This window comes from bacterium, assembly GCA_029210545.1.
Classification (GTDB): domain Bacteria; phylum BMS3Abin14; class BMS3Abin14; order BMS3Abin14; family BMS3Abin14; genus JARGFV01.
This window is the reverse complement of record JARGFV010000134.1, coordinates 1-1368: the sequence shown is the minus strand read 5'-3', so window position 1 is coordinate 1368 and position 1368 is coordinate 1. Positions and strand designations below refer to the sequence as shown.

The 1368-nt window shown below is 54.9% G+C and carries 2 protein-coding genes; both read left to right on the top strand.

What is annotated here, in order from left to right; translation table 11 throughout:
- Positions 1 to 481, top strand: a 481-nt coding sequence (locus P1S46_11005; protein ID MDF1537004.1) for a nucleotidyl transferase AbiEii/AbiGii toxin family protein, incomplete at its 5' end; no start/stop codon positions are given.
- A 733-nt stretch (positions 482 to 1214) separates the two neighbouring features.
- Positions 1215 to 1368: type II toxin-antitoxin system RelE/ParE family toxin (locus P1S46_11000; GenBank protein MDF1537003.1), on the top strand; the 154-nt coding region annotated here is incomplete at its 3' end.

The window sequence follows — 1368 nt, the reverse complement described above, 5'->3', positions numbered from 1 at the left end:
GTTCCCTGGCCTTCCCCACGAACTCGGTTTTTCGCCGCGGCCGTCCCAGAACCTCTCCATCAAGGTCGAACTGGACACCAATCCCCCGGAAGGAGCGGTCATCGAAACCTCTATCGTCCGGCGTCACGTGACCTTGAACCTCTGCCACCACGACAGGTCCTCCCTGCTGGCGAGAAAGCTGCATGCGGTCCTGAGCCGGCCCTGGACCAAGGGCCGCGACCTTTTCGACCTCGCCTGGTACCTTTCGGACCGCAAATGGCCGGCTCCCAACCTGACCTTGCTCAATGCCGCCCTGGAACAGACCGGCTGGAAAGGGCCGGTCCTTACACCGGCCAATTGGGTGGACGAACTTCAGCTCCGGCTTGCGGCACTGGACTGGAAGCAAGCGCAGGAGGACGTACGCCCGTTCCTGGAACATCCCCGCGACATCTCTCTTGTGTCGATCGAGACGATTAAAAAGCTGTTGACAAGGGACGGTTAACTCATCGCCAGGGTATAATAATCCCCGGTGTCAGGTATTGCCAAATCCCCGCCCCGGCCGACACTTGGGGTAATCTTATAGAAAAGCAAAGTAATAGTAATAGCCTGCTCTGCCTGTCCTCCGGCTTGTCCCCCGTAGCTCTTGACCTCCGAAGTTTCAACGGAGGAGGTTGATGCGAAGGGTGAAGCTTTATGCGAAGGGGGAAGCTTTCCTGTCCACCATAGCTTTCCTGTCCACCATAGCTTCTTGACACGCCGAAGCTAAATGCGAAGGCGGTTAGCGACGGTGGAAGCGAAGGCTGAAGCTTAGTCGAAGGGTCGAGGGGTGGATCTTGACCAGGAACTGGATCTGCTGTTCGGGGGTGGGCGGGGCATGGGAATAGACTAGTGCATGGGAAGTAAACAAAGCAAGGCATGGATATGAATTGAGCCATTTCGCTCAAAAGTGTGAAAGGAGAGCTTGTCAGCCATAGCTCACTGAGCAACGGTTGGAAGTGATAATCGGTTTGCCCTTATCTTCTCTCTCTCGACCATCCCTGTCTTTGACACCGAGGGGGTTCAAGGATAAAGGGACGAGGTACAAGGTAAAAGGTACAAGTATTCGCGAACACATTCCTCTTGTTCCCTTTCCCTCCCCCAATTGTGTGCTGTTGGCCCTCAAGTTGCATTTATCCAGGAAACGCAGATCACATTGACGCATGTATCTATTCTGATACAATTGAGGTGCAATAAGAATGCAGCTGAAGGTTTACTTCTTCAGGCAGGAAAGCGGAAAGGAACCTGTCCGAGACTGGCTGAGAAGCCTGTCCACCGAGGACAGGAAACTCATCGGCGCGGATATAAAAACCGTCCAGTGGGGCTGGCCCCTGGGGATGCCCCTGGTACGCA